The following is a 21,107-nucleotide window of genomic DNA, read 5'->3' on the forward strand; positions in this document are numbered from 1 at the left end:
CTTCGACGAGAACCACGCGCGCACCATCGGGCTCAGCCCGCGGCTGCTGCAGGTGCTGTTCTTCACGCTGCTGGCCGCCTCGACGGTGGCCGCGCTGCAGACGGTCGGGGCCATTCTCGTCATCGCCATGGTCGTGACGCCCGGGGCCACCGCCTACCTGCTCACCGACCGCTTCCAGGTGCTGCTGGTGCTGGCCGTCCTGCTCGGTGCGGTGACCGCGGCCACCGGCGCCTATGTCAGCTTCTTTCTCGACGGCGCGACCGGTGGCGTCATCGTCACGCTGCAGACGGTGCTGTTCCTCGTCGCTTTCTTCTTCGCGCCAAAGCACGGGCGGATCGCCGCCCGCCGCCGGGCCCTGCGCGAGGGAGGGCTGGTCTGATGGAGTTCCTGCAAACCTTCCTCATCGAGCCGCTCGGCTACGATTTCATGCAGCGCGCACTCCTCGTCGCGGTGCTGGTCGGGGCCGTGTCGGCCGTGCTTTCGTGCTTCCTCGTGCTCAAGGGCTGGTCGCTGATGGGCGACGCGATCTCGCACGCGGTGCTGCCGGGCATCGTCATCGCCTATGTCGTCGGGCTGCCCATCGCCATCGGCGCCTTCGTCGCCGGGCTGTTCTCGGCGGTCGCCACCGGCTACCTCAAGGACAACAGCCGGATCAAGGAAGACACCGCCATGGGCATCGTCTTTACCGGCATGTTCGGCTTCGGGCTGGTGCTGTTCAGCCGGATCGAGACCGAACAGCACCTGACCCACATCCTGTTCGGCGACATGCTCGGGGTGACGACCGCCGACCTCGTCGAGGTGGCGATCATCGCCGGCGGCACGCTGATGATCGTGCTCGCCAAGCGCCGCGACTTCCTGCTGCACGCCTTCGATCCGCAGCACGCGCGGGCCATCGGGCTCAACGTGCCGCTTCTGCACTACGGCCTCCTGGCGCTGCTGTCGCTGACCATCGTGGCGGCGCTGAAGGCGGTCGGCATCATCCTCGTCGTTGCCATGCTGATCGCGCCCGGCGCGATCGCCTTCCTCGTCAGCCGGCGCTTCGAATCGATGCTGGCCATCGCGGTCGCGGTGGCGATCGGCTCGAGCGTGCTGGGCACCCTGATCAGCTTCCAGATCAATGCCGCCTCCGGGCCGAGCATCGTGCTGCTGCAGGCGGGCGTGTTCATCCTGGCGCTGCTGTTCGCCCCGCGCACCGGCCTGCTGCGCCGGCGGGAAGAGGCATCGGCGCGGCCGAAGCCGCCGCTCGGTCGGCTGTCCGGCGGAGGCTGAGCCGCCTCTTGTAGCGATCGGGTGCCCACTTCAGGCTGCCGATCGCCTTCGTGGGCTCGCGCGTTGCGGAGGGCGGAAGTCCGAACCACACGATCGGTTGGTCGATGGGCATATCTGGTCTAGATTCGCGCCAGCTGGAGTTGAACATGAACAAACAGTCCTCGCCGCGCCCACCCGACATCGCAGAACGCAGGTCGCTCTGGCAGCCGCCCTCGGAGCGAGGCGTGATATCGACCGAAGGTCGGCAGTGGCTCGAAGAGAACGCCGACGCCATCAAGGCGTGGAATGACTATGTCGAACAGCATGGTTTGCCACTGGCAAAGTACCGTCAGTTCTGATGGCGCGTTTCGACCTCTATCGGGGCGAATCCGGATCGTATGATGTTCAAACTGACCTCGTTTGGGGCCTCGGAACGCGACTGGTTGTTCCCTTGCTGCCGGCGGAAGCCTCGCCCCAGGCGATGCGCCGCCTGCATCCAGTTTTTGAAGTCGAGAACAGTCAATTCGTGATGGCGACCCATTTGCTGGCCGCGGTTCCCGAGAAATCCCTTGGCACCGCCATCGGCACGCTCGACGCCCACTATGACGAAATCGTCGCCGCGCTCGACATGATCTTCGTCGGCTTCTAGTCCCGTCCCACCAAATCGGTGACCACGGACCTCGCCAGCTGCCGTTCGCGCAGCCAGATGTAGAGGCCCGAGGCGATGACGATCGGGGCGCCGATGAAGATCGAGGCATCCGGCGGCTGGTTGAACACCAGCCAGCTCGAGGCGGTGAGATAGACGATCAGCATGTAGTTGAACGGCGCCAGCACCGAGGCCGGGGCGAAGCGGTGCGCCACCGTGACCGCCTGGTGTCCGATCATGGCGAAGGTGCCGATGGCGATGAAGGGAATCCAGGTCTCGAGGCTGCTCGGCCAGACCCAGCCGCCGAAGGCGAACGGCACGAGGCAGAGGGTCGAGACGCCGGCGGCGTAGAACTGCTGGGTTGCCGACCCGTCCACCCCCGCCAGCTTGCGGGTGAGAATGAAATAGGTGGAGGTGAACAGCACGCACAGCACCGAGAGCAGCATGGCCGGGTGGAACTCGGCGGTTCCCGGCCGCACGATGATCAGCACGCCGGCAAAGCCGACGAGGATCGCCAGCCAGCGCCGCCAGCCGACATGCTCGCCCAGCAGCGGCACCGACAGCGCACACACCACCAGCGGCGTGGTGAAGTTGATCGAACCGGTGACCGTCAGCGGGATGTAGGTGATGGCGATGAAGTTGGCGATGGTCGAGCCGAGCAGGCACAGCGCCCGCACGATCTCGAGCCAGATCCGGCGCGAGCGGACCATGGCGACGGGACCGGTCTGCGGCCCGAGCAGCGCCAGCACCAGCACGAACTGCCCGAAGTAGCGGATGAAGACCACCTCCATCGGCGGTATGCCGCGCTGCATCATCCACTTGGCGCAGCTGTCGATGATGGCGAAGGTGAGGTAGCCGAACAGCACCAGGCCGATGCCGAGCAGCCGGCGATCCTCGATGGGCTTGACCGCGGCAGCCATCTCAATCCTCCACCGGCTCGATGGTGACGGCACGGTTGAGCTTGCGCTCGCGCAGCCAGATGTAGATGCCCGAGCCGATGATCATCGGGGCGCCGAGATAGAACCAGGCATCGGGCGGTTCACCGAAGATCATCCAGCTGGCCAGCGCGAGCAGCAGCAGTTCGGTGTAGCCGAACGGCGCCAGCGCCGAGGGCGGCGCGAAGCGGTGGGCGATGGTGTTGAGCTGGTGCGCGATCATGCCGGCGATGCCGATGGCGAGGAAGGCGAACCAGCTGCCCCCGGTGGTCGGCCAGACCCAGCCGCCGAAGGCGAAGGGTGTCACGCAGGCGAGCGAGATGATGCCGGAGTAGACCTGCTGGGTCGCGGCGGAATCGATGCCCGCCAGCTTGCGCGTGATGATCGAGTAGAAGGCGGCGGACAAGGCGCCCGCGAGGCAGATCAGCGAGGCCGGGTGGAACGCGTCGGTGCCCGGCCTGACGATGACGAGGATGCCGACGAAGCCGGCGGCGACCGCCGCCCAGCGCCGCCAGCCGATCTTTTCGCCCAGCAATGGTCCGGAGAGCGCCGTCACCATCAGCGGCATGGTGAACATCAGGGCCCCGGTGACGGTGAGCGGCAGGAAGCGCTGGGCAAGGAAATTGGCGGCCGTGACGCCGAGCAGGCAGAGCCCGCGCAGCACCTCGAGGCGCCAGTTTCGGGTGACGAAGAGGTTGCGCTGCACCGGCAGGAACAGCGCCAGCGCCAGGGCGACATGCACGGCGTAGCGGATGAAGACGATCTCTCCCAGCGGTATCCCGACGCTCGACAGGTACTTGGCCGAGGTATCGAGCGTGGCAAAGAACAGCTGCGCGAACAGCAGGATGCCGATGCCGAGATTGCGGCGTTCCTCGACTGGGGCGATGCGGGAAGTCATGCGCGTATCCGGGCCGCAGGGGAGAAGAACGACCGTCTCCACCAATCGGCGGCGCGCCGGAGGCTGTCAATGCCGCAGCGGCAACATTTCCGGTTTCGTCCCGGACCACAAGCGCGGCTCGCGCATGACGCTGCAGGTTCGCCGGCGAAGCAGCGGTTCCATGATGACTTGATGTACGTACCTCACTGTGATCATCTTTCGTGCCGGACCCGCGACGACGGGGCATCGGGAGGGCTTCATGATCGATCCAGCGTTCATCATCAGGGACGAGCAGACGCTCCGCAGCCTGTTCCCCGCCACTCATGACCTGGCTGTGCAGAAGTTCCAGCCCGCGCTCGGCCATCATGCCCGGGCGTTCATCGCGCGCTCGCCCTTCCTGTGCCTCGGCACCCAGGACCTTGCGGGAAAAGCCGATGTCAGCCCGCGAGGCGACCCGCCGGGGTTCGTTCGCGTCCTCGACGAGCGCACGCTGGCGATCCCGGACCGGCCCGGCAACAACCGGCTCGACAGCCTCAGCAACATCATCGCCAACCCGAGCGTGGGGCTGTTGTTCATCATCCCGGGCTTCGACGACACCCTGCGGGTCAACGGCCAGGCGAGTCTCAGTACCGACCGCGCAATTCTTGACGGCATGATCGTCAACGACCGCGTCCCGACCCTCGCCATCGTGGTCCGGGTCACCGAGGTCTTTCTCCACTGCGCCAAGGCGTTCCGCCGCTCCCACCTGTGGGACCCCCGGCATTTCCAGAAGCGCAGCGACATGCCGTCACTGATCAAGATGATCCTCGACGACACCACGGGCGCACCGGGTGACGAGGAGATGCGCCGGATCGACGACGGCCTCGAGGAGGACTACAGGCGAACGCTCTATTGAGCGGCCGGCGGGCTTTCTCCCAGGGCGCAGAACCGATAGATCGTGACATCGCCCATCTCGAACGAATGCAGTCCGGTCACTTCGGCGATATCGAGCGCCGAGGACCAGAACCGTCGCGCCTTGTGATTGGCCTGCAGCACGGACAACTCCCATGTCCCGGGGTGGGCGGCGAGAAGGGCCCGCACCGCCGCACGGCCAGTTCCCGCCCCTCGCCTCTCCGGCAGCACGTAGAACTCGGCCATCGCATGGTCGACGGGAACTCCGGACGGCGCGTGCGTGTTGACCATGGCAAAGCCGGCTGTGTGGCCGTTTTTATCCAGGAGCACATAGGGCCATCGCGCCTCCCCGTCATGCCAATAGGCACCGAACCAGGGGTAGTCGAGGTCCACATCTCCGAACCGGGCGAGTTCCGCCAGGTAGCCTTCCAGCATGCGCCGCAATTCGCGGCGTTCGGTAGCGGCAGCGAGGCGGATGGGCGGGGATGCCACGGGGCTTCCAGACTAGTACGTCTCGCGCAGATGGCCGAGCTTCAGCGAACCCGCCAGCGCGTCCCTGCTCACCACCGCCCCCCGGCGCGGCGTGAAGCTCAGCTTCACCTCGCGGCCGGGCACCAGCGTCACCGCATTATCCGAGAAATAGCCCGGCACATCGACCGTGGCGGTCACGAACATTGCCGGCTTGTCCGCCGTCAGCGTCAGCACCGGCGCCTCGTCGCTGCCCGACCAGTTCGCCTTCACCCTGGCCGAGGCGATATCGTAGGCCTTGTAGGCCTTGGGGAAGTAGTCGTTCTCGCCCAGCGGCCTGCCGTCCTCGGCCGTCCAAGAGAAGAACAGGAACTCGTTCGGCCCGAGGTCGCCGAGCCTGACCTTGGTGGCGACCACGGCCTTGTCCGGGTTGGTCTTGACCCTCGCCGTGGCGATCACGCGGGCCTTGCCGGCGGCATCGACGGCCCTCACCTCCAGCGCGATCTCGGCCTTGCTGGCCGTGTCGTTGATCGCCTTGAGCAGCAGCGTGCCGCCGTCGGGCACGGCCACCACGTTGATCGGCGCAAAGAAGCGCTTCGCCATGTAGTGCAGCAGCTTCCACTGCCCGCCATAGTCGAGGCTCGACCAGCTGGCGACGGGGTAGATGTCGTTGATCTGCCAGTAGAGCGTGCCCATGCAGCGCGGCTTGGTCGAGCGCCAGTACTCGATGGCGGTCTTGATCGCGAGGCCCTGCTGGATCTGGGAGAGAAACACCATCTTCTCGAAATCGGCCGGGAAGCGGAAATAGCGCGTCATGGTCTCGAGGATGCGCGAGTTGCCGCCGGTATTGCGCTGATGCGCCTCCATCACCGGCGAGGTCGGGTTCATGTCCTCGGGCCGGGCGAAGGTCTCGATGACATTCATCGAGGTGAAGCTCTGGAAGCCGAACTCGGAGGCGAAGCGCGGATTGACGTCGCGATAGGCCGAGAAGTCCTTGGCCTCGTGCCAGACGCTCCAGTAGTGCATGTCGCCGCGCGTATCGGAGTGCCAGCCGTCCGAGAAGTCGAGGTAGCCGAGCGACGGAGACGACGGCCAGAAGCGGCGGCTGGGGTCCTCGTCCGCGACGATGTCGCCGAGCATCGAGTTGAGCCGGTCGTAGTTGGCGATGTAGCGCGCCGGGTCGGACTTGGTCTCGGAATACCACTGGATCGAGCCGATCACCTCGTTGTCGCCGCACCAGATGGCGATCGAGGCGTGGTGATTGAGCCGCCGCACCTGCTGGGTCACCTCGGTGCGCACATCGGCGAGGAACTCGCGGTTCGACGGGTAGCTCATGCACGAGAACATGAAGTCGTGCCAGACGAGCAGGCCGAGTTCGTCGCAGATCTCGTAGAAGCAGTCCGGCTCGTACTGCCCGCCGCCCCAGACGCGCAGCATGTTCATGTTCACGGCACGGGCGCTGTCGAGCAGGTCGCGGATGACTTCCGGCGTGATGCGCGAGGGGATGGCGTCGGCGGGAATCCAGTTGGCGCCGAACATGGTGATGTCGCGGCCGTTGACGCGCACCTTGAAGGAGTGGTCGATTTCGTCCTTGTCGACGATCCACTCGAGCTTGCGCAGGCCGATGCGCCGTTTGGTCAGCTCGCCGTCGAGCGTCGTCCACAGTTCGTAGAGCGGCTGCTCGCCCTGCCCGTTCGGCCACCAGAGCCTGGGGTTGCGGATCGTGACATTGTGCGTGAACACGTTCTCGCCGGGTCGGACCGCCAGCTTGTCGACGAGCTTCTGGCCGTCGATCTCCTGGGTGAGTTCAACCGTTCCTTCGGCAAAGGCGAAAACGCGAGTCGTGATCGACAGTTCGACCGATTTCTTGCCATGCGCCTGCTCGACCGTGACGCTCTCCTGCCGGGCGAGGCGCGAGCGACGGATCGCCATCCGGCCATAGACCCCGGTCGGCATCAGGCAGATGCCCCAGTCCCAGCCGGCATGGCAGGCGGCCTTGCGCACGAAGTTCATGTGCACACCCTCGAGGCCGTTCGAGAGGTAGTTGTTGGTGAAGGGCAGCGGGAAGGGATGTGCCTTGGCGCGCGCCCTGGCCACGTCGCGCGTCACGGCGAATTCGAGGCGCAGGGTGTTCGTGCCCGCCTTCAGCTTGCCGGTGACGTCGATGTCGTAGCGGATGAACTGGTTCTGGGTCTCGGCGATGGCCTCGCCGTTGAGGAACACGGTGGCGATGCAGTCGACGTTCTCGAGGGTCAGCGTCAGGTAGCCGTCGATCTCGGCAGGCGTCGCCTTGAACTTGCGCTCCACCGTCCACGGCGTGCGGTTGACCCACATCACCTCGGTTTCGTTCTCACCGAAATAGGGATCGGGGATCTCGCCGGCGGCGAGCAACGCCGAGTGGACGTCGCCGGGCAGCGCGATGGGCAGCTTCAGCTTGTTGCCGGGCGAGGTGAGGGTAAAGGTGCCGGCAAGGTCGATCTCGGTGTAGTCGCCGATCGCCGCGTCCGCCGCCCCTGCTGCTCCGCCCATGTCGCCCCCCTGCCCGCCGTCCGCCTGGCGATCGCGTCGTGCAATCGATTTCGGCGGAGCGATGGGGCTTGTAGCCGGCCTTGAGGGGCCTGCCAAGCGCGCCGAACGGAAAGGCCACCGGCGGGGAGGGGACCGCCGGTGGCCGACAACGCCCCGGAAGGAGTCGGGACGCCGTTAGCTGCGATGCAGGAGCGTGTACAGGCTCGCCGCCCGGTTGCCCGACCGGCAATAGCCGAGCACCGGCTTGGGAATGGTCCGCATGGCCTGCTCGAACTTGCCGAACGCCTGGGTGCTGAGTTCGCCGCTGACCGGAATGTGCACCGGCTCGAGGCCGTTGCGGCGAGCCTCATCTGCCACATCGCTGAAGCGGGGCTGGCCATTGTCCTCGCCGTCCGGGCGGGCACAGATGATCGACTTGAAGCCGGCCGCCACGATGGCGGGAATCTCGGCCGGGCGAATCTGGCCGGTCACCGCATAGTCGTCGGCCAGTGTCCTGAATGCGATTGCGATGATCTTTCTCCCGTCAAGCTGAGTGGCGTTGATTCGCTAGCATGGGCAGCATCGGTCATTCTTGACCGAGATCATGCGTCGCGGCGTTCGCCTAGAGATACGCTGCCCGGTAGGTAACGTAGCCGGCCGCCGCGAGGATCACTCCGGCGAGAATCAGGTTCAGCACGCGGCGGAAGCGACTGAGATAGGTGGCGAGCCAGGTCCCGCCGAGCCCGCCGACGAACCCGCCGACGATGAACTGGCCGGCAATCGGCCAGTCGATGAGGCCGGAGAGCGCGTAGTTGGCACTGGTCGCGAGCCCGAAGGCGGTCACCGAGACCAGCGACGCGGCGATCGCTTCGATCAGCGGCATCCCGGTCGCAAGACCGAGGGCCGGCACGATCAGGAAGCCGCCGCCTATGCCGAAGAATCCGGAGGCGAGGCCGCTGAGCACCGCCAGCACCGGCAAAAGCCATTGCGGACGGGGGCTGGCGGCATCCGCCTGCCGGGCAACGGGCCGCGGCCGCAGCATGAGCACGCCCACCGCGGCCATCAACAGGCCGAAGGCAAGGAGCAGTTGATCGCCATCGACCAGCTTGCCCAGGCTCGAACCCGCCAGCGCCCCGACGACACCCAGCCCGGCAAAGCTCAGCGCCGGTCGCCAGCGGACGAGCCCGCGGCGGACATAGCCGGCGACGTTGAGCGAGGCGCTCGCCGCGACGGCGAGCGCTCCGGTGCCGATGGCGACATGCGGGCTGGCGACGCCCACGACATAGAGCAGCAGCGGGGTGGCCAGGATCGACCCACCACCGCCGACAAGGCCGAGCACGAACCCCACCAGGGTTCCCGAGGCCAGGGCTGCCACGCTGAAGTCCATCATATCGCCCTCGGGCAAACAGCCTCCGGCCGTCCGGCGATGCCAGGGCATCGCCGGACCGGGATCCGTCGGCTGTCGGGTGAAGTGCCGGCTAGTTGCGCAGCATCGAGTAGAGGCTGGCGGCGCGACCGCCGGAGCGGCAATAGGCGAGCACCGGCTTGGGCATCTGCTTCATGGCCTGCTCGAACTTCATGAAGGCGCCCTGGCTGACCATGCCCGACACCGGAACGTGGATGATCTGGATGCCGGCGCGCTCGGCCTCGCGGGCCACCTCGTTGAAGCTGGGCTGGCCGTGGTCCTCGTTGTCGGGGCGGGCGCAGACGATCGACTTGAAGCCCGCGGCCGCAACGGCCGGGATCTGGGCCGGGAGAATCTGGCCGGTCACGGCGTAGTCCTTGTCGAGGTTCTTGAAGTTCACTTTCTTCTCTTTCGGTTCGGAGGAGGAGGAAAAGGGCCACATGGTCACAATCCGTTCACTGGGACTTTGAGGAAGACATTGCCGTCCTTGTCGGTCGGCGGCAGCTGCCCGCCCCGCATGTTCACCTGCAGGGAGGGAATGATGAGCCGGGGCATGGCCAGCGTGGCGTCGCGGGCCTCGCGCATGCGCACGAAGGTGTCCTCGTCGATGCCGTCGCGCACGTGCACATTGTGCTCGCGCTCGTCGGCGACGGTGGTTTCCCACTGGATGTTCCGGCCGTTCGGACCGTAGTCGTGGCACATGAACAGGCGCGTCTCGCCCGGCAGGTCCATGATCCGGCGCATCGAGCGATAGAGCTGGCGGGCGTCGCCGCCGGGGAAGTCGGCGCGGGCCGAGCCGGCATCGGGCATGAACAGCGTGTCGCCGACGAAGGCGGCGTCGCCGACCACGTGCGTCATGCAGGCCGGCGTGTGGCCGGGCGTGTGCATGACGTGAGCGACCAGGGTGCCGATGGTGTAGCTGTCGCCATCCTTGAACAGGCGATCGAACTGGCTGCCGTCACGCTGGAACTCGGTGCCCTCGTTGAACACCTTGCCGAAGGTGTTCTGCACGATGGTGATGTTCTCGCCGATGCCGAGCTTGCCGCCCAGCTTCGACTGGATGTAGGGCGCCGCCGACAGGTGGTCGGCATGCACGTGCGTCTCGATCAGCCACTCGACCGTCCAGCCGCGCTGCTTGATCGCATCGATGATCGTGTCGGCGCTGGTATAGGTGATGCGTCCGGCGGCGTAGTCGATGTCCATCACGGAATCGATGACGGCGCAGGCTGTCGAATCGGGGTCGCGCACCACATATGAGATGGTGTTGGTCGCGGGGTCGAAGAATGACAGGACTTCGGGCCTGACCGACGTGTCGGCGGCAAATGGCAGGGTACCCATCAGTGCTGCTCACGACGCTTGGTGGAGAGCCCCAGGACCTTGTAGATCGGGCAGAAGGCGAGGAATGCGGTGGCCGCAAGGACGAGACCGACGATCGGCAGACCCCAGGCCAGCATCGGGCTGGCGAAGGCCGCTCCGCCGACAAACGGCAACGCGATCAAGGCGATGCCGAGAACCAGTCGGACGATGCGGTCGGGCGCTCCCACATTGGCAGTGAACATGGCGCTTTCTCCAATTTTCGGCGACCCTCAAGATCACCCTTTCCATTCATATATTCGTATGTTCTAATATGATCAAGATGGAACCGACGCTTCTCGCGCAAAAATCCGACATGGCCGCCAGCCTGCTCAATGCGATGGCGAACCAGAGCCGGCTGATGATCCTGTGCCACCTGCTCAACGAGGAGTTGACGGTGACCCAGCTCAGCGAGCGCGTCGGACTCAACCAGAGCCCGCTGTCGCAGCACCTGAGCAAGCTAAGGGCCCTGGGCCTCGTCAAGACGCGTCGCGAGGGCCAGTCCATCCACTACCGCCTCGCCAGCCCGGCGGTCGAAGCGGTTCTGCAGACCTTGTACGGCATCTACTGCGCCGTCTGAGCCCCGCCCTGCCCTTGCACGGCGGGAGAAGCATCAGGCACGCTTGACATGTGACCATTTGGTCACCTATCGTGTTTCCCGTGGACGCCGTGTTCAAAGCACTCGCCGATCCGACGCGTCGCCAGTTGCTGGACACGCTGCGGGACCGGGCCGGCCAGACCCTGACGGAACTCGAGCAGGGCCTGGGGATGACGCGCTTCGGGGTGATGAAGCACCTCAGGGTGCTCGAGGACGCCGGACTGGTGACCACCCGCCGCGAAGGGCGGTTCAAGTACCACTACCTCAACGCGGCGCCGATCCAGGAGCTCGCCGACCGCTGGATCGCGCCCTACCAGAAGCCGTTCGCGCGCTTCGCGCTGGACCTGAAACGCAGTTTGGAAAGTCCGCCCGCCATGCCCAGAAAGCCCGATTTCGTCATCGAGACCTATATCCGCACCACCCAGGACGCGCTGTGGGATGCGCTGATCAACCCCGACATGACCGCGCAATACTACTACGGGGCGCGCCTCTCCACCGACCTGAGGCCGGGCGGCCCCTTCCGCTATGCCGACAAGGACGGCGGCTTGATGCTCGACGGCGCGGTGGTCGAGGTGACCCCCAAGACGCGCATCGTCTCGACCTTCCTGCCGCCCTGGGCCGAGAACAGCAAGGAGACGCGTGTCACCTTCGAGATCGAGCCTTTGGGCGAGATCTGCCGCTTCCGCCTCACCCACCACTGCTACGAGGACGCCAATGCAGGCGTCGAGTCGGGGTGGCCGGGCATCATCGCCGGTCTCAAGACGCTGCTCGAGACCGGCAAGCCGCTCAACGTTCCCGGCATGTGAAGCCGGGACAGAACAGGGAGACTGCAAATGCCAAAATATCTTCTCGCCTATCATGGTGGCGGCATGCCGGCGACGCCGGAAGAAGGCGAACGGGTGATGAAGGCCTGGAACGACTGGTATGGCCTCTTGGGTCCGGCCATCGCCGATGGCGGCGCGCCGACCGGCAGGGCCCGCACCGTGGCCGCCAGCGGGGCGGTTGCCGAGGGCGGCGGCGGCAATCCCATCACCGGCTACACCGTGATCGAGGCCGCGAACCTCGAGCGGGCGACCGAACTCGCCACGGGATGCCCGATCCGCGCGGCGGGCGGCTCGATCGAAGTGTGCGAGTGCATCCAGATGTAGCATTGGCGGGGGGGGCGCCGTCCGGCGCCGCTCCAGCGCTGACCTGGGGTGAGGGGCGGCCGGCAGACCGCCCCCCGCCTTGGCTACTCGGCCGCGTCGGCCTTGGCGTCGAGGTCGAGGAAGCCGCCCGACTGCCGCTCCCACAGCTGGGCATAGTGCCCGCGGCGGGCCAGCAGTTCGGCGTGCGTCCCTTCCTCGACGATGCGGCCGGCATCCATCACCACCAGCCGGTCCATGGCGGCGATGGTCGATAGCCGATGCGCGATGGCGATCACCGTCTTGCCCTGCATCAGGCTGGTCAGCTGCTCCTGGATCGCCGCCTCGACCTCGCTGTCGAGCGCCGATGTCGCCTCGTCGAGGATCAGGATCGGCGCGTTCTTGAGCAGCACCCGGGCAATGGCGACGCGCTGGCGCTGCCCGCCCGACAGCTTGACGCCCCGCTCGCCGACATGCGCGTCGTAGCCGCGACGCTGCCGCGGATCGAGCAGAGCCTCGATCACCTCGGCGACCTTGGCCTGTTCGGCGGCGCGGATCATCTCCTCATCGGTCGCACTCTGGCGACCGTACTTGATGTTCTCGCGCACCGAGCGGTGCAGCAGCGATGTGTCCTGGCTGACGAGGCCGATGGCCGCCCTGACACTCTCCTGCGTGACGTCGCGGACATCCTGCCCGTCGATGCGGATCGATCCCGCCTCGACGTCGAACAGCCGCAGCAGCAGGTTGACCAGCGTCGACTTGCCGGCGCCGGAGCGCCCGACCAGCCCGACCTTCTCGCCGGGGCGGATGGAGAGGTTGAACCCCTCCATTACCGTTCCCTCCTTGCCGCGCCAGTAGCTGAAGCTGACATCGTCGAAGGCGATTCCCCCTTCGGTGACCACCAGCCTCGTCGCTCCCGGCTTGTCCTCCATCGCGATGGGCTGGGCGATGGTGTCCATCGAGTCCTTCACGGTGCCGACCTGCCTGAAGATGTTCGAGCCGATCTCGAGGATCCAGCCGCTCATGTTCATGATCTGCAGCGCGAAGGGGATGGCCGTCGCCACTGCCGCGGCGTTCAGCGTCCCCTGGTTCCAGCCGTTGAGCGCCAGCCAGGTGATCGACACCACCAGCCCGGCATTGAGCACGAACAGCGTCGACCACATGTAGGTGAAGACCCGCATGAGCTTGCGGAACTCCACCGCGTGCGCCGTCACCGAGTCGGCCACGTAGGCGTCCTCGTGCCCGTCGGTCGAGAACGTCTTCAGCGTGTGGATGTTGGTGTAGCTGTCGACGATCCGGCCGGTCATCACCGACTTGGCCTCCGACAGATCCTCGGAGTACCTGGCGATGAGCGGCATGACGATGACGAACAGGATGCCGTAGAGCACCAGCCAGATGGCGATGGGTACCAGCAGCACCCAGTCCAGTTGCGCCAGCACCACCACGGCCACCACCACGAAGACCAGGGCATACCAGGCGGCATCGATCCCGAGATTGACGGCCGTCTCGATGGCCTCGCCCGCCTGCATGATCTTGTTGGCGATGCGCCCGGCAAAGTCGTTCTGGAAATAGGTCCAGCTCTGCCGGATCACGTGCCAGTGGCTCTGCCAGCGGACGATGTCGACGAGGTTGGGGACGATCGCGTGGTTGCGGATGAGCGTGTCGAACAGGAACGCCGTCGGCCGGATCACCACCACGGTGGCGATCATCCACAGGAATGTCGGCCAGTGCTGGGTGAAGATCTCACCCGGCGGCGTGGACGACAGCATCCCCACCACCAGCCCCACGAAGATGGGCATCATCGCATCGGCGACCGAGCCGATGGCGACCAGCACCACGCGCAGGGCGAAGGCGGCTTTGAACTGCTTGACGAAGTACAGGATGAACTTGCGCACCCCCATGGGGGGCTGCGTGTCCTTGGCCAGCGCTACAGGGCTGTAGCGGGCGTCGAACCAGGCAATGACTCGGTTGAGCATTTCTCACTCATGTTCCGAGCCCGATCTCCGACTTGGCGTCAGGTCAAGGCTCTATCAGATTGTTTTCGCTTCACTTTGGAGCGCAGCGCTGCTTGTGCCGTACGGGCCGGAAAAAGGGTATTGGGCGTATCCATCTGTCCCTCCTTGGGATGTTGAAGTCGCTGGTCGTCTCTGCCGTCGTCACCGCCCTCGCCGGGCGGGATCAGGGGCGGCTCATTCCGCCGCCTCCTCGAGTGCGTCCTGCAGGAACCCGCCGGACTGGCGGGCCCAGAGCTTGGCGTAGGTGCCGCCGAGCGCGATCAGCTCGCCATGGGTGCCCTGCTCGACCACCCTGCCCTTGTCGAGCACCACCAGCCGGTCCATGGCCGCGATGGTCGACAGGCGATGGGCGATCGCGATCACCGTCTTGCCGCGCATCAGCAGCTGCAACTGCCCCTGGATCGCCGCCTCGACTTCGCTGTCGAGCGCCGAAGTCGCCTCGTCCAGCACCAGGATCGGGGCATTCTTGAGCAGGACCCGGGCAATCGCGATGCGCTGGCGCTGCCCGCCCGACAGCTTCACGCCGCGCTCGCCGACATGGGCGTCGTATCCCTTGCGCCCCTTGAGGTCGACCAGGGTGTCGATGAAGGCATCGGCCTCGGCCAGCCTGGCCGCAGCCTGCATCTCCTCTTCGGTGGCATCGGGCCGGCCGTAAAGGATGTTCTCGCGCACCGAGCGGTGCAGCAGCGAGGTATCCTGGGTGACGACGCCGATCTGGGCGCGCAGCGAGTCCTGCTGCACCGTCGCGATGTCGGTGCCGTCGATGGTGATCCGGCCGGATTCGCGGTCGTAGAAGCGCAGCAGCAGGTTGACGATCGTCGACTTGCCGGCCCCCGATCGACCGACGAGGCCGATCTTCTCGCCCGGCCGCACGGCGAGGTCGAGACCGTCGATGACGCCCGACTGCTTGCCGTAGTGGAAGCTCACCTTGTCGAAGCGGATGTCGCCCTTGACCGGCCCCAGCGGCTTTGCCTCGGGTCGATCGGCGACGACGCGCGGCAACGAGATCGAGCTAATGCCGTCGCGCACCACGCCGATATTCTCGAACAGCGCCGACATCTCCCACATCACCCACTGGCTCATGCCCTGGAAGCGCAGCACCAGCGCCGCGGCAACCGCGATGGCGCCCGGCGTCATGGTGCCGCCCAGCCACTGGGTGATGCCGATCGTGACGACGGCGGCGAGCAGCACGTTGTTCATGGTGGTGATCACCACCTGCAGCACCGTCACCATGCGCATCTGCCGATGCACCGTGCCCATGAACTCGTCCATCGCCTCGAGCGCGTAGGACTCCTCGCGCCGCGAGTGCGAGAACAGCTTCACCGTGGCGATATTGGTGTAGCTGTCGACAATGCGGCCGGTCATCAGCGAGCGGGCGTCGGCCTGCTTCTCCGAGATCTTGCCGAGCCTGGGGATGAAGTACCACAGGAGCGCCACATAGGCGGCCAGCCAGACGAGGAACGGCACTGCCAGCCAGAGATCGCTCATCGCCGCCAGCACCACGGCGCCGGCGAAATAGACCACCACGAACACCGTGACGTCGAGCAGCTTCATCACCACCTCGCGCACGGCGAGGGCGGTCTGCATCAGCTTGGCGCCGATTCGCCCGGCGAACTCGTCCTGGAAGTAGCTCATCGACTGGCGCAGCAGGTAGCGGTGCGCCATCCAGCGGATGCGCTGCGGGAAGTTGCCGAGCAGCGTCTGATGGATGATCTGGGTGTCGACGATCTGCAGCAGCGGCAGGACGATCAGCAGCACCAGCGCCATCGCGCCGAGCTTCCAGCCCTCGGTTTCGAGGAAGGTCGAGCGGTCGGCATCGCTCAGCCAGTCGATGATCGAGCCCATGAAGCCGAACAGCATCACCTCGCCCACGGCGATCGCCGCGCCCAGGATCGCCATGGCGATCAGCCAGCGCTTGGCGCCCCTGGAGAAGTGCAGGCAGAAGGCCAGCAGCGTCGGAGGCGGCTGCTCCGGCTCGCTGGTCGGATAGGGGTTGAGGCGGCTCTCGAACCACTTGAACACCGGATCGATCATCTGCAGCACTCTCTCCACGGCCGGCACTGGCGACAGCGCTGCGCCCTCAACTGCGGTTGAGGTCAAGCGGGTTGTCGCCCAAAGCAGGGCTTACCCTTTGAACAATATTGGAATACGCACACGACAATGGTTTGATCGTCGGAGGTGCGGCTGTCGGCCCGGGCCGGCGCGCGATCCCAATACTGCCGGATTTGGCTCGGATCGTGACTGCAGGCAGGCGACAGCCCAATAGAATACACCAATGACCGGATTCGGCTGTTGCGGGCATGCCACAGTTGGTTACGGTCTGATTCTGCGGAGATATCGATGCGCGGCGAAAACGAAGAAGCGGTGTTCCTCGGCGACTATGCGCCAACCCCCTACAGCATCGAGAAAGTCGAACTCGATGTTCGTATTGCCCCCGATGTGTCGCGGGTGCGGGCCTTCCTGACCGTGGTGCCACGCGAGGGAACGGCCCCGGGCACGCCGCTGGCGCTCGACGGAGAGGAGCTCAAGCTCCACTCGATCGCCATCGACGGCCTGCCGCTGGCGCTCACAGCCTACGAGGCGGGCCCGGCCGGGCTGGTGATTTCCGAACCGCCGCTCCGCCGCTTCGTGCTCGAGACGGAGGTCGCGGTCGAGCCGGAGAAGAACACCCGGCTGATGGGCCTCTACCGCTCGAACGGCACCTGGTGCACCCAGTGCGAGCCCGAGGGCTTCCGGCGCATCACCTACTACCTCGACCGACCCGACATCCTCGCCCCGTTCCGGGTGCGGCTCACTGCCGAGGAGGCGCTGGCGCCGGTCCTGCTCGCCAATGGCAATCTGGTCGAGACCGGCAGGCTGTCCGATGGCCGCCATTTCGCCGTCTGGGACGACCCGTTCCCCAAGCCGGCCTACCTGTTCGCCATGGTGGCCGGCAGGCTCGGCTCGATCCATGACAGCTTCGTCACGGCTTCCGGCCGCAACGTGGCCCTCGCCATCTACTGCGAGCCCGGCAAGGAGGGCCAGTGCGCCTACGCCATGGATTCGCTGAAGCGGTCGATGGCCTGGGACGAGCGCCGCTTCGGGCGCGAGTACGACCTCGAGGTGTTCAACATCGTCGCCGTCTCCGACTTCAACTTCGGCGCGATGGAGAACAAGGGCCTCAACATCTTCAACGACAAGCTGGTGTTTGCCAGTCCCGGCTCGGCCACCGATGCCGACTACGCGGCCATCGAGCGCGTCATCGCGCATGAGTACTTCCACAACTGGACCGGCAACCGCATCACCTGCCGCGACTGGTTCCAGCTCTGCCTCAAGGAGGGGCTCACCGTCTATCGCGACCAGGAGTTCTCGATGGACGAGCGCAGCAGGGCGGTGGCGCGGATCGAGCAGGTGCGGGGGCTGCGCCAGGTGCAGTTTCCCGAGGACGCCTCGCCCCTGGCCCATCCGGCGCGGCCCGACCGCTACAAGGAGATCAACAACTTCTACACGGCGACCGTCTACGAGAAGGGCGCCGAAATCGTCCGCATGCTGGCCACGCTGCTCGGCGAGGCCGGTTTCCGCAAGGGCATGGATCTCTACTTCGAACGGCACGACGGCGAGGCCACCACCATCGAAGCCTTCATCAGGGTCTTCGAGGACGCCAACGGGGTCGACCTGCAGCATTTCCAGCAATGGTACCTGCAGGCCGGCACTCCGGAGGTGACGGTCACCGATCGCTACGACGCGGCGAGCCAGACCTACACGCTGGAATTGCGACAGGTGACCCAGCCGACGCAGGGACAGGCGGAGAAGCGGCCGATGGTGCTGCCGATCCGCTTCGGACTGATCGGCCCGAATGGCAGCCCCATGGGCTGGACGTCGGTCAGCGGCGGCCGCATCGACGGCGACGACCTGATCGTGATGGACGGCGAGACGCTGTCGCTCACCTTCTCGGGCATCCCGAACCGGCCGGTGCCGTCGCTGCTGCGCGGCTTCTCGGCTCCGGTGCGGCTGAACACCCCGCTCAGCGAGACGGACCAGCTGTTCCTCGCGCGCCACGATGCCGACCCGTTCAACCGCTGGCAATCGCTGCAGGACGCGGCGACCCGCCTGATGGTCGGGGCGGCGCGCGGTACCGCCTGGTCCGACGCACAGGTCGGCGCGCTGGCGCAGGCGCTCGACGAGACCGCCCTCGCCAAGGACCTCGATCCGGCGTTCAAGGCCCACGCCCTGGGGCTGCCCTCCGAGCAGGTGGTGGCGCGCGCCCTGGTCAGCGACATCGACCCCGATGCCATCCGCGACGCGCGGCTCAAGCTGGTGGCCGACATCGTCGGCCGCATCGCGCCGACGCTCGAGCGGATCTACCTCACCAATGACAGCCGGCTCGCCTACTCGCCCGATTTCCAGCAGGCGGGACGCCGCGCCATGAAGAACACGGCGCTGTCGCTGCTGGTGCTCGGTGGCAGTACCGATGGCGCGCGGCTGGCGCGCGAGCAGTACGAGGGGGCACTCAACATGACCGACCGCCTGTCCGCGCTGGCCAGCATTGTCGGGGCGTGGACCGGCGATGCCGAGATGCTGCTCGCCGACTTCCGCCACGGCTTCACCGCCGATCCGCTCGTCCTCGACAAATGGCTGGCGCTGATCGCCCAGGCCGCCGAACCAGGGGTCCTCGGCCGCATCTCGGCCGTGCTGGCGGAGAAGGATTTTCCGCGCAACAACCCCAATCGCCTGCGCGCCCTGATGGCGACCTTCGGCATGAACAATCCGACCCAGTTCGCCCGCGCCGACGGCGAGGGCTTCCGGTTCGTCGCGAACTTCGTCGCCGATGTCGACCCGCGTAACCCGCAGGTCGCGGCGCGTGTCCTCACCGCCTTCCGGGTCTGGCAGGGTTACGAGCCCGGGCGCCGCGCTCTCGCCGAGAACGCCTTGAAACTCCTCAGGGATTCGACGCAGCTCAGCCGCAACACGGCAGACATCCTCGAGCGGATGCTGGCCGGTTAACACTTCGTTACTGCTAGAAAACTTTTTCTTCCTGCCTAAGTGATTCAGCCGACTCACGAATTCGCGATGCACGAGGAGGCCCGGCGGCACCCCCACTGGACAGTGACGGCGAAGCAGATTCAAAGTCGGTTCGTGGGGTCGCGGTCTGCGGGGTCGCCCCAGATACTTAGGCGGAGATATTGATGCAGACGACGGAGCGATCCGGCGCCGGGGCGGAGCGATTCCGCGCAGCCATGGCTCGGCTGCGCCTGGTCGTGGACCGACACCTGAAGTGGCCGCTGGTCCGCCTCCTGCGGCGCCTTGCCGACCGCCTGGCCGGTGAACCGGATCGCGAGGCAGGATCCATCGGCGCGCTTATCGGCACCCTGCCCTTCGGCGTCGCCTGCTGGAGCGCCGAGGCCCGGCTGATCGCCGGCAATCAGCGTTTTGCCGAGCGGCTCGGTGCGGCGCCGTCGCACCTGTCGCCGGGGGCCGACTATCACGACGTGATCGGCCGGCTGAGCGCGGGCGGCTCGATGCAGGCTGTGCGCGAGGACTGGCAGAACCGCCTCCTCGAATTGCAGCGCGAAGATGGCTCGACGCTGCTCGTCGAGGAGCGTCCGCTCGCCACCGGCGGCTTCGTCACGCTGGTGATGGACATCACCGAGAGCCGGCGCACCAACCAGTTGCTCACTTCGATCCGGGAGGAGCAGCGGCAGTTCGCCCGGCGCTTCCAGGAAGAAAAGCAGAAGGCCGAGGCGGCGAGTCGCGCCAAGACCAGCTTCCTCGCCCATCTCAGCCATGACATCCGCACGCCGCTCAACCACATCATCGGCTTTGCCGACATGCTGCATCAGCAGCCCTACGGACCGCTCGGCGACGCGCGCTACCTCAACTACATCGAAGCGGTGAAGGGTTCGGGCGAGCGGCTGCTGGGCTTCTTCGCCTCGATCCTCGAGCTCGCCGAACTCGAAGGTGGCCGTCGCGAGCTGCAGCAGCACTGCTTCGGCGTCGACGATCTGCTGGTGACGATCCTGCGCCGCTTCTCTTCGCAGGCGCAGCGGGCCGGCCTCGTCATGGGGCTCGGTGGGCCATGCGGCGCCGTCCTCGCGGCCGACCGCTTCGCGCTCGAGCGCATGGTCGCCAATCTGGTCGAGAATGCCATCCGCTTCACTCCGCGCGGCGGCAAGGTGACGCTCTCCGCCTATGCCGCCGCCGACGGCGTCGTGCTCGAGATTGCCGATACCGGCATCGGCATGGCGCCCGAGCATCTGGCCGCCGTGTCGCAGCCCTTCGCCTTCGGCGACGCCGCCCTCACCCGCGACCGCGAGGGCGCCGGGCTCGGCGTTGCCATCGCGCGCGCCATCGCCGAGCTCAGCGGCGGCACGCTCGTCATCGACAGCCGCCAGGGGCTGGGGACGACCGTGGCGGTCAGCCTGCCCATCGCCACCCGGGACGCCGCGCGGGCGGCCTGAGGCGCGAGACGCGACATTCCGCCTCACCCTTCTCTTGTCGGATTGTACTTCGTTCGTGTTCCGACTTTGCTGACTGCCGACCACAATGGCGCAAAGCCGGGGTCATCTGGGGGAGTTCAGCTATGCCGAATCTGCGACGTGGCGCGTCAGGCGCGCCACGCGGGTCGACGTCGTACACGCCGAAAATGACAACGTGATCCCTGTCGTCTGGCTCGCCTCCTATCCACGGAGCGGCAACACCATGATGCGGATCATCCTGTCGCAGTGCTTCGGCCTGCCCTCGGCGGCGATCTACAACGAGGATCTGGGCGGAAACCGCGAGCTGCAGGAGTTGACCGGCCGGATTGCGCCGACCGATGACGGAACCCTCGACTTCGGCAACGCGCCGGTCCGCATCCTCAAGACGCACGGCCGGCCGCAGGACGCACGCAAGGCCATCTACGTGCTGCGCAACGGCGTCGACGCCACGGCGAGCTTTCACGATCACGGTCGCCGCCAGATCCCGATCGAAACGCTGATCCGCGGTCGACCGGGACTGCCCACCTGGTCGGAACACATCGCCTGGTGGGGTCCGCGCACCCGGCCCGATACCCTGGTCCTGC

22 protein-coding genes are annotated in these 21,107 nt (G+C 66.4%); 11 read left to right on the forward strand and 11 right to left on the reverse strand.

Annotated elements, in window-relative coordinates; genetic code table 11:
- The 4 genes from ACE3TU_RS06765 to ACE3TU_RS06780 form a co-directional block, all read left to right on the forward strand.
- On the forward strand, positions 1–379 hold a 379-nt coding region (locus ACE3TU_RS06765), incomplete at its 5' end, for a metal ABC transporter permease (protein WP_374621916.1).
- Entirely contained in the window at positions 379–1,269 is an 891-nt protein-coding gene (locus ACE3TU_RS06770) for a metal ABC transporter permease (protein ID WP_374621919.1), read from the forward strand. The genes ACE3TU_RS06765 and ACE3TU_RS06770, both read left to right, overlap by 1 nt.
- 146 nt (positions 1,270–1,415) lie before the next feature.
- Positions 1,416–1,607, forward strand: a complete 192-nt coding sequence (locus tag ACE3TU_RS06775) for a type II toxin-antitoxin system CcdA family antitoxin (RefSeq protein ID WP_374621921.1) — start codon at positions 1,416–1,418, stop codon at positions 1,605–1,607.
- On the forward strand, positions 1,607–1,897 hold the full coding sequence (locus ACE3TU_RS06780; RefSeq protein WP_374621924.1) for a CcdB family protein: 291 nt from the start codon (positions 1,607–1,609) through the stop codon (positions 1,895–1,897). Before ACE3TU_RS06775 ends, ACE3TU_RS06780 begins: the two co-directional genes overlap by 1 nt.
- Here ACE3TU_RS06780 and ACE3TU_RS06785 read toward each other — a convergent pair.
- Positions 1,894–2,814: a DMT family transporter gene (locus ACE3TU_RS06785; protein ID WP_374621927.1), complete on the reverse strand. Its 921-nt coding sequence runs from the start codon at positions 2,812–2,814 to the stop codon at positions 1,894–1,896. The genes ACE3TU_RS06780 and ACE3TU_RS06785 overlap by 4 nt on opposite strands.
- A 1-nt stretch (position 2,815) precedes the next feature.
- Positions 2,816–3,727 (reverse strand): DMT family transporter, encoded by a 912-nt coding sequence (locus ACE3TU_RS06790; protein WP_374621930.1) that lies wholly within the window; start codon positions 3,725–3,727, stop codon positions 2,816–2,818.
- Positions 3,728–3,965: 238 nt separating this feature from the next.
- On the opposite strand from ACE3TU_RS06790, the gene ACE3TU_RS06795 reads away from it, so the two are divergent.
- On the forward strand, positions 3,966–4,601 hold the full coding sequence (locus ACE3TU_RS06795; RefSeq protein WP_374621933.1) for a pyridoxamine 5'-phosphate oxidase family protein: 636 nt from the start codon (positions 3,966–3,968) through the stop codon (positions 4,599–4,601).
- Here ACE3TU_RS06795 and ACE3TU_RS06800 read toward each other — a convergent pair.
- The 7 genes from ACE3TU_RS06800 to ACE3TU_RS06830 all read right to left on the reverse strand — a co-directional run bounded on the left by ACE3TU_RS06800 (position 4,595) and on the right by ACE3TU_RS06830 (position 10,537).
- Complete coding sequence (locus ACE3TU_RS06800; RefSeq protein ID WP_374621935.1) at positions 4,595–5,089, reverse strand: GNAT family N-acetyltransferase; 495 nt, start codon at positions 5,087–5,089, stop codon at positions 4,595–4,597. The two genes, ACE3TU_RS06795 and ACE3TU_RS06800, sit on opposite strands and share 7 nt — an antisense overlap.
- A gap of 12 nt (positions 5,090–5,101) precedes the next feature.
- Positions 5,102–7,594 carry a glycoside hydrolase family 2 protein gene (locus ACE3TU_RS06805; protein ID WP_374621938.1) on the reverse strand — a complete coding sequence of 831 codons (2,493 nt, stop codon included), beginning with the start codon at positions 7,592–7,594 and terminating at the stop codon, positions 5,102–5,104.
- Positions 7,595–7,768: 174 nt separating this feature from the next.
- A complete protein-coding gene (locus ACE3TU_RS06810; RefSeq protein WP_374621971.1) occupies positions 7,769–8,137 on the reverse strand; it encodes a TIGR01244 family sulfur transferase in 369 nt (122 codons plus the stop codon).
- Positions 8,138–8,195: 58 nt separating this feature from the next.
- A complete protein-coding gene (locus tag ACE3TU_RS06815) occupies positions 8,196–8,978 on the reverse strand; it encodes a sulfite exporter TauE/SafE family protein (RefSeq protein ID WP_374621941.1) in 783 nt (260 codons plus the stop codon).
- Between the two features lie 73 nt (positions 8,979–9,051).
- Positions 9,052–9,378, reverse strand: coding sequence for a TIGR01244 family sulfur transferase (locus ACE3TU_RS06820; protein ID WP_374621944.1), 327 nt, complete (start codon positions 9,376–9,378; stop codon positions 9,052–9,054).
- Between the two features lie 44 nt (positions 9,379–9,422).
- On the reverse strand, positions 9,423–10,316 hold the full coding sequence (locus tag ACE3TU_RS06825) for an MBL fold metallo-hydrolase (RefSeq protein ID WP_374621947.1): 894 nt from the start codon (positions 10,314–10,316) through the stop codon (positions 9,423–9,425).
- Positions 10,316–10,537: a DUF2892 domain-containing protein gene (locus ACE3TU_RS06830; RefSeq protein WP_374621950.1), complete on the reverse strand. Its 222-nt coding sequence runs from the start codon at positions 10,535–10,537 to the stop codon at positions 10,316–10,318. Before ACE3TU_RS06830 ends, ACE3TU_RS06825 begins: the two co-directional genes overlap by 1 nt.
- Positions 10,538–10,614: 77 nt before the next feature.
- Here ACE3TU_RS06830 and ACE3TU_RS06835 point away from each other — a divergent pair, with 77 nt between their 5' ends.
- From ACE3TU_RS06835 to ACE3TU_RS06845, 3 genes are all read left to right on the forward strand, one after another.
- Complete coding sequence (locus ACE3TU_RS06835) at positions 10,615–10,911, forward strand: ArsR/SmtB family transcription factor (protein ID WP_374621952.1); 297 nt, start codon at positions 10,615–10,617, stop codon at positions 10,909–10,911.
- 89 nt (positions 10,912–11,000) lie between these two features.
- A complete protein-coding gene (locus ACE3TU_RS06840) occupies positions 11,001–11,735 on the forward strand; it encodes a metalloregulator ArsR/SmtB family transcription factor (protein WP_374621955.1) in 735 nt (244 codons plus the stop codon).
- A 27-nt stretch (positions 11,736–11,762) separates the two neighbouring features.
- Positions 11,763–12,077, forward strand: coding sequence for a hypothetical protein (locus ACE3TU_RS06845; protein ID WP_374621957.1), 315 nt, complete (start codon positions 11,763–11,765; stop codon positions 12,075–12,077).
- Between the two features lie 83 nt (positions 12,078–12,160).
- Here ACE3TU_RS06845 and ACE3TU_RS06850 read toward each other — a convergent pair whose 3' ends face one another.
- On the reverse strand, positions 12,161–14,029 hold the full coding sequence (locus ACE3TU_RS06850; RefSeq protein WP_374621960.1) for an ABC transporter ATP-binding protein: 1,869 nt from the start codon (positions 14,027–14,029) through the stop codon (positions 12,161–12,163).
- 213 nt (positions 14,030–14,242) lie between these two features.
- Entirely contained in the window at positions 14,243–16,102 is a 1,860-nt protein-coding gene (locus ACE3TU_RS06855; RefSeq protein ID WP_374621974.1) for an ABC transporter ATP-binding protein, read from the reverse strand.
- 306 nt (positions 16,103–16,408) lie between these two features.
- On the opposite strand from ACE3TU_RS06855, the gene pepN reads away from it, so the two are divergent.
- From pepN to ACE3TU_RS06870, 3 genes are all read left to right on the forward strand, one after another.
- Positions 16,409–19,051, forward strand: a complete 2,643-nt coding sequence (pepN, locus tag ACE3TU_RS06860) for an aminopeptidase N (protein WP_374621962.1) — start codon at positions 16,409–16,411, stop codon at positions 19,049–19,051.
- Positions 19,052–19,233: 182 nt separating this feature from the next.
- A complete protein-coding gene (locus tag ACE3TU_RS06865; protein ID WP_374621965.1) occupies positions 19,234–20,505 on the forward strand; it encodes a sensor histidine kinase in 1,272 nt (423 codons plus the stop codon).
- A gap of 193 nt (positions 20,506–20,698) precedes the next feature.
- Positions 20,699–21,107, forward strand: a 409-nt coding sequence (locus tag ACE3TU_RS06870) for a hypothetical protein (protein ID WP_374621968.1), incomplete at its 3' end; no start/stop codon positions are given.

The organism is Devosia sp. (assembly GCF_041917035.1).
GTDB lineage: Bacteria > Pseudomonadota > Alphaproteobacteria > Rhizobiales > Devosiaceae > Devosia_A.

Bases quoted from the DNA above. Each gene is read 5' to 3' on its own strand.
- ACE3TU_RS06855 (WP_374621974.1), bottom strand. From the start codon at position 16,102: ATGATCGATCCGGTGTTCAAGTGGTTCGAGAGCCGCCTCAACCCCTAT.
- ACE3TU_RS06795 (WP_374621933.1), top strand. From the start codon at position 3,966: ATGATCGATCCAGCGTTCATCATCAGGGACGAGCAGACGCTCCGCAGC.
- ACE3TU_RS06845 (WP_374621957.1), top strand. From the start codon at position 11,763: ATGCCAAAATATCTTCTCGCCTATCATGGTGGCGGCATGCCGGCGACG.
- ACE3TU_RS06775 (WP_374621921.1), top strand. From the start codon at position 1,416: ATGAACAAACAGTCCTCGCCGCGCCCACCCGACATCGCAGAACGCAGG.
- ACE3TU_RS06785 (WP_374621927.1), bottom strand. From the start codon at position 2,814: ATGGCTGCCGCGGTCAAGCCCATCGAGGATCGCCGGCTGCTCGGCATC.
- ACE3TU_RS06770 (WP_374621919.1), top strand. From the start codon at position 379: ATGGAGTTCCTGCAAACCTTCCTCATCGAGCCGCTCGGCTACGATTTC.
- ACE3TU_RS06825 (WP_374621947.1), bottom strand. From the start codon at position 10,316: ATGGGTACCCTGCCATTTGCCGCCGACACGTCGGTCAGGCCCGAAGTC.
- ACE3TU_RS06865 (WP_374621965.1), top strand. From the start codon at position 19,234: ATGCAGACGACGGAGCGATCCGGCGCCGGGGCGGAGCGATTCCGCGCA.
- ACE3TU_RS06850 (WP_374621960.1), bottom strand. From the start codon at position 14,029: ATGCTCAACCGAGTCATTGCCTGGTTCGACGCCCGCTACAGCCCTGTA.
- ACE3TU_RS06805 (WP_374621938.1), bottom strand. From the start codon at position 7,594: ATGGGCGGAGCAGCAGGGGCGGCGGACGCGGCGATCGGCGACTACACC.
- ACE3TU_RS06830 (WP_374621950.1), bottom strand. From the start codon at position 10,537: ATGTTCACTGCCAATGTGGGAGCGCCCGACCGCATCGTCCGACTGGTT.
- ACE3TU_RS06790 (WP_374621930.1), bottom strand. From the start codon at position 3,727: ATGACTTCCCGCATCGCCCCAGTCGAGGAACGCCGCAATCTCGGCATC.
- pepN (WP_374621962.1), top strand. From the start codon at position 16,409: ATGCGCGGCGAAAACGAAGAAGCGGTGTTCCTCGGCGACTATGCGCCA.
- ACE3TU_RS06835 (WP_374621952.1), top strand. From the start codon at position 10,615: ATGGAACCGACGCTTCTCGCGCAAAAATCCGACATGGCCGCCAGCCTG.
- ACE3TU_RS06780 (WP_374621924.1), top strand. From the start codon at position 1,607: ATGGCGCGTTTCGACCTCTATCGGGGCGAATCCGGATCGTATGATGTT.